The organism is Chryseobacterium koreense CCUG 49689, from assembly GCF_001045435.1.
Taxonomy (GTDB): Bacteria; Bacteroidota; Bacteroidia; order Flavobacteriales; family Weeksellaceae; genus Kaistella; species Kaistella koreensis.
In genome coordinates, this window is the sequence record NZ_LFNG01000049.1 from 1 (window position 1) to 6,065 (window position 6,065).

Here is a 6,065-nt window from a genome sequence, read left to right on the forward strand (position 1 = left end):
TCGTCCTCCGGACGATGAGTGCGTGGTCGCTGTTCGACCATAAGATGAATCTTATGGTTAATCATATATCGTCCTCCGGACGATGAGTGCGTGGTCGCTGTTCACCCATAAGATGAATCTTATGGTTAATCACATATCGTCCTCCGGACGATGAGTGCGTGGTCGATGTTCGGCCATAAGATGAATCTTATGGTTAATCACATGTCGTCCTCCGGACGATGGCTGTGTGTAGTTGCCGGTCGTCAATCCATAAGATAAATCTTATGGTTAATCACATGTCGTCCTCCGGACGATGAGTGAGTGGTCGCTATTCAGCCATAAGATGAATCTTATGGATAATCACATGTCGTGCTCCGGACGATGGGCACGCGAGCCATCAGATAAATCTTATGGTTAATCATATATCGTCCTCCGGACGATGCTTGTGTGCGATAGTTATTTGTAAAACCATCATGTAAACTTGATGATTGGCGACATCTTACCAGCCATTAATTCCGTCGGATTGATGAATCTCAAAACCCATTTTGCAGCATCAACGTGAAGTAAATCGGAATCAGGTAATCGAAGCAAGCGCTTAAGAAGGACACCTGTTTTGTCCGTAGGACAACATTTGATTAACCATATGCGCAAGCATATGGTGACCATAGATACAGACCGCATGATGTCCGTAGGACATAATATGGCTTCAATCCCTCAGAAAGTACTGCTCATCAATCACAATCCCATTTTCCTCAATAAGTCTGCGGTATTCTTCTTCAAAAGATTCGGTTTTGTGGTGCTCCCTTTGGTTCTTGATATATTCGATCAATGAATCTTTCTCTTGATAGCGAATGGTAAAAGCGCCATACTTAGCTCCCCAAGAAGTGAACTGTGGAAATTTGCCGCTGCTTTTTATCCAAGGATTGGCCGAGGTCTTTAATTCTTTGACGAAGTCAGCAAGCGAAATGGTGGAGTGAATTCCAACCAGAATATGGATGTGATCGGGCATGCCATTAATTCTGTATAAAAATGATTTTTTGTTTTTGATGTATCCGGTGATGTAGCGGTATAATTCCTCCGAATGTTCGTTTGGCAAAACTTTTTTGCTGTGTTTCGTGCGAATGATAATGTGATGCAGTGATTGGATGTAGCTCATGGTTTTTATTTTTGTTCCGCTTTTTGGGCGGGGTTAATCAGTTCGTTGATCCATAAGATGAATCTTATGGTTAATCATATATCGTCCTCCGGACGATGAGTGCGTGGTCGCTGTTCGGCCATAAGATGAATCTTATGGATAATCACATGTCGTCCTCCGGACGATGGGCACGCGAGCCACAAGATAAATCTTATGGTTAATCACATGTCGTCCTCCGGACGATGAGTGCGTGGTCGCTGTTCGACCATAAGATGAATCTTATGGATAATCACATGTCGTCCTCCGGACGATGAGTGCGTGGTCGCTGTTCGACCATAAGATGAATCTTATGGATAATCACATGTCGTCCTACGGACGATGAGTGCGTAGTCGCTGTTCACCCATAAGATAAATCTTATGGTTAATCATATATCGTCCTCCGGACGATGAGTGCGCGGTCGCTGTTCACCCATAAGATAAATCTTATGGTTAATCATATATCGTCCTCCGGACGATGCCTGTGTGTAGTTGCCGCTCGTCAATCTATAAGATTCATCTTATGGATAATCACCTATCTTCCTCCGGCGATGAATTAGTGATCCGGCTCGCCAAGGCCGTGACAGTACCCTTGAGGTTATTCCCGTGCCGCTCTGCGAGCGGTGTCCTCCTAGCACAAACTTTCCGTTCGATGAATCTGATAGGGAGTGACTTGCGATCGTCTCCTGCAGGATTTCACAAATGTACAGGTTTTCCAGGGAAGAATCTGGTGATATAGAACTGCAGCAAAAAAAAGACCCGGAAAAATTCCGGGCCTACTAGTATTGCTAAAGATCAATCCTTATTCTGCAGCTTGATCGAAATCTGCATCAGCGTCAGCTGATACTTTTTCGCCTTCTTCTTTGGATTTTTCTTTGTCTGCTTTTCTTTGAGAAAGTCCTTCTTTGATCGAGTCGGAAACTACGTTCAGGATCATGTCGATTGCTTTGGAAGCATCGTCGTTTCCTGGGATTACGAAATCTACTTTTCTTGGATCAGAGTTGGTGTCCACGATGGCGAAAACCGGGATGCCCAATTTCTTGGCTTCGGTTACCGCGATGTGCTCGCTCATGATGTCAACCACGAAAAGGGCAGAAGGAAGACGAACCATATCTGCGATGGAACCTAGGTTTTTCTCCAGGTTCGCTCTCTGACGGTCCACTTGCAGTCTTTCTTTTTTGGACAAAGTTTCGAAAGTTCCGTCTTTCTTCATTTTGTCGATGTGGTTCATTTTTTTCACTGCTTTACGGATGGTGACGAAGTTGGTCAACATACCTCCCGGCCATCTTTCAGTGATATACGGCATGTTCAGTTCGCTTGCGTGTTTGGCAACAACCTCTTTAGCTTGTTTTTTAGTTGCTACGAAAAGAACTTTTTTGCCTGCAGATGTGATTTTTTCCAAAGCGTTACAGGCTTCGTCCAATTTCACAGCGGTTTTATGTAAGTCTATGATGTGAATACCGTTTTTCTCCATGAAGATGTATGGAGCCATATTTGGATTCCACTTTCTGGTCATGTGACCGAAGTGTACACCTGCCTCTAAAAGGTCTTTAACATTTGCTTTAGCCATGTCTCTTTTTTGTTTTTAGTTTACGTTCCGCTTTTTCGCAATCAACTCGTCTTTAGATGGGAGAAGAGTTTGGATGCTAAACTAAACGGGGCAATTTTTTGCTTTGGGCTTCCCAAGGTGTTGGGGGGCGGCTTTCAAGCGGTTAATAATTGTTTTGATTTTCCTGGTAAGGCCATCGGCGATTTGCCGAAAGCCATCGGCAGAATTAACGTTTTGAGAATTGGAATCTCTTTCTCGCTTTTTTCTGTCCCGGTTTCTTTCTTTCCACCATTCTTGCGTCTCTGGTAAGAAGTCCGTGAGGTTTCAACATTCCTCTGAATTCTTCGTTGATTTCGCACAATGCTCTGGAAAGTCCCATTCTGATCGCTTCAGCCTGGCCTGTGATTCCACCGCCGAAAACGTTTACCGTCACATCATATTGACCTACCGTTTCGGTAAGGATGAAGGGCTGGTTGATTTTGTAAACCAACACATCAGTTCCGAAATACGCTTTCGAGTCCTTCTTGTTGATGGTGATGTTCCCGGTTCCCGGTTTCACGTAAACTCTGGCAACAGAAGTTTTTCTTCTTCCAATTTTGTGAACTATAGACATATTAATTATTTGAATTCGTTAATATTGATTACTTTTGGCTGTTGCGCTTCGTGCTTGTGCTCAGTTCCTTCATACAGATAAAGGTTTTTGAACAAAGTAGATCCCAGTTTGGTTTTTGGAAGCATTCCTTTTACGGATTTTTCCAATACTTTCAATGGATCTTTCTTTTGAAGTTCAAGAGCAGTCATAGACTTTTGTCCACCGGGATAGCCGGTGTGCCAAATGTAAGTTTTGTCGGCCCACTTGTTTCCGGAAAGGGTCACTTTCCCAGCATTCAAAACGATTACATTGTCTCCACAGTCAACGTGTGGGGTGTAGTTCGTCTTGTGCTTTCCTCTCAAAATCTTGGCAACCTGAGAAGCCAATCTTCCCAAAGGTTGTCCCTCAGCGTCCACTACGACCCATTCTTTATTCGCAGTAGCCTTGTTCGCTGAAATAGTTTTGTAACTTAATGTATTCACACTTTTTCGTTTACGGTTAAACATAATTTTCCCAATAAGGGTGTGCAAAGGTATGGATTTTTTTTAAACCTAAAAAATTGTTCGCCGTTTATTTTTTGTGGGTTTTGTTGTGTGATTTTCAGATTTTTTCTGTCCTGATTTTGGGAGCCTTTAGACGGGTAAATGATGCGGTTCGAAACAAGGTGCAGATTGTTGAGGCGTTTCATGTGGCTAATGGAGTCCATAGACTGGTTTTAGAACAATGATTATTGGCAAATCGGTGCGAAAGGGGATGTGCCACCTGGATTTTGTCCTGCCGGATTCCTCCATATACGAAACCGCCAAATTAACTTTGCACTTCTACGAAGTGCCGATATGCCGTCCTTTTGGTTGGCTACAAACTTTAAACTCCTACGGAGTTTTTCTGTTTTTAATAATTTGATGGTCAGAAAACCAGGTTGAAACACATTAAAGATGCCAAGAATTTACGGATGACTCCGCTATTTGGCGGGGTTTTCTTTATCTATAAAGGCGACGAAATGCTCCGGAGGAGCGGTATCTGTATAGAAAGTAGCTTTGATATGGTTGGAAATCACCACTCCGTAGGAGTGAAAGGTTTGTGGGATTGATGCCATTTGGATGTTCCTTCCATATAGGGAACTGCCAAAATAACTTGGGAGTTCTAAGAAGCGCCGTCATGTTGCCCTTATCGTTTCCTCATTTCCGCAAGGATTTTGTGGCACGGAAACTCGCAATCAGGTAATACGCCACAAATACGGTGGAGAATTTGATGACCGACGGAACGGCGAGCGCCAAACCGAAAATCAGCATCCCGGCCCCGACCAATACCGCCATCGCGGCAAACGAGATCAAAAATTTCATGGCCAGTGAAAAACGCTCGTTATCCAAATAATAGGCGATTCCCCATGCCGCACCGAAGGAGCATCCGTAGTACAGCTCCAGCTGCCAACCCTTGCTTCCCAGCAAAAAGTAATTCAACAGAAAACTGATGGCGGTTCCCAATAAAAAATAGATCAAAGCACGCTTCATAAAAATAAGTTTCGGCAAAAATAGAGATATTCTTTGAGTTTGATGGAGAGGGGGTGAACACTATGGTGAACTCTAATATGGATTTTTAAGCTTCAAAAATATTCCTTTCGCCAAATCGGGAGCATTACTCCTAAGCATCATCCATCCGCCGTGGCGAATATTTCTTTGCCTACTTGAAAAATAGTGCGGTAAATCAGGAACCCCTGCCTGGTCGGAAGACAGGTTGGCCTCAGGAAATCACCATTGAATTCATAAGCCAAATTTTGCTTGTAGAACTTCGCTGTAGCAATAAAACTGTACTTTTGTTTCACGACCGAATTAAATTTTATTTGCAAAATGTTTTCAGGATCTTAATCCCGGAACTGTCGTATCTTGCAGCCTGAAAATCTATTCCCGGCATGGAAAAAAAATCCTACACCTTCGCCGAAATCAAACAGAAACTGATGAACTACTGCAGTTATCAGGACCGCTGCCACAGCGAAGTGGAGCAAAAGATGCGGGAGTTCCTTCTGATTCCGGAAGCTAAAGAGGAGCTGCTGCTTTACCTGATGAGGGAAAACTACCTCAATGAGGAGCGCTTCACCAGAAGCTACATCCGCGGGAAGTTCTATATCAAAGCATGGGGCAGAAACAAAATAAGGATGCAGCTGAAATTCAAAGGCGTCCCGGAGAAACTGATCAACCGCTGCTTTGACGAGATTGATGAAACCGACTACCGCAGGAAACTTCACCATATATATAAGGACTACTTCCAAAAACAAAATGGCCTGAAGGAATACCAGAAGAAATCGAAAACCATCAAATATCTCCTGAGTCGGGGTTATGAATACGATGAAATCCTGGAGGTGTGTTCGGAGGACAAGATGTGATTAACCACAGGTGTAACCTGTGGTTGCAGACGAGACCCCGCACTCACATGTCCGTAGGACATAACGGATCATCACGATTACGGGATCGCAGGAAGACGACTGAGGAGAGGATCCTGTTCCGCCCTCCGGGCGGGGTTGCTGTGTGGCGCCATGGCCATAAGATGAATCTTATGGTTAATCACATATCGTCCTCCGGACGATTGGTGACGGATCATCACGATTACGGGATCGCCAGAAGACGACTGAGGAGAGGATCCTGTTCCGCCCTCCGTTGCGCCATGGCCATAAGATGAATCTTATGGTTAATCACATATCGTCCTCCGGACGATTGGTGACGGATCATCAAGCACGAGGCGGGAACGGCTTGTCCGGAGGACAAGATGTGATTAACCAC

General features: G+C 44.2%; 7 protein-coding genes. 1 reads left to right on the forward strand and 6 read right to left on the reverse strand.

Features of this window, described 5'->3' with window-relative positions:
- Positions 1-685: 685 nt before the first annotated feature.
- From ACM44_RS14605 to ACM44_RS14630, 6 genes are all read right to left on the reverse strand, one after another.
- Positions 686-1,135: a transposase gene (locus ACM44_RS14605; RefSeq protein ID WP_048500800.1), complete on the reverse strand. Its 450-nt coding sequence runs from the start codon at positions 1,133-1,135 to the stop codon at positions 686-688.
- Between the two features lie 817 nt (positions 1,136-1,952).
- Entirely contained in the window at positions 1,953-2,720 is a 768-nt protein-coding gene (rpsB, locus tag ACM44_RS14610; RefSeq protein ID WP_048500801.1) for a 30S ribosomal protein S2, read from the reverse strand.
- Between the two features lie 205 nt (positions 2,721-2,925).
- A complete protein-coding gene (gene rpsI / locus ACM44_RS14615; protein WP_048500802.1) occupies positions 2,926-3,312 on the reverse strand; it encodes a 30S ribosomal protein S9 in 387 nt (128 codons plus the stop codon).
- Positions 3,313-3,317: 5 nt separating this feature from the next.
- A complete protein-coding gene (rplM, locus tag ACM44_RS14620; protein WP_048500806.1) occupies positions 3,318-3,773 on the reverse strand; it encodes a 50S ribosomal protein L13 in 456 nt (151 codons plus the stop codon).
- A gap of 479 nt (positions 3,774-4,252) precedes the next feature.
- Positions 4,253-4,387, reverse strand: a complete 135-nt coding sequence (locus tag ACM44_RS15890; protein ID WP_262486492.1) for a hypothetical protein — start codon at positions 4,385-4,387, stop codon at positions 4,253-4,255.
- A gap of 82 nt (positions 4,388-4,469) precedes the next feature.
- Positions 4,470-4,802, reverse strand: coding sequence for a hypothetical protein (locus ACM44_RS14630; protein WP_048500804.1), 333 nt, complete (start codon positions 4,800-4,802; stop codon positions 4,470-4,472).
- A 398-nt stretch (positions 4,803-5,200) separates the two neighbouring features.
- On the opposite strand from ACM44_RS14630, the gene ACM44_RS14635 reads away from it, so the two are divergent.
- Positions 5,201-5,671, forward strand: coding sequence for a regulatory protein RecX (locus ACM44_RS14635; RefSeq protein ID WP_048500805.1), 471 nt, complete (start codon positions 5,201-5,203; stop codon positions 5,669-5,671).
- Positions 5,672-6,065: the final 394 nt, after the last annotated feature.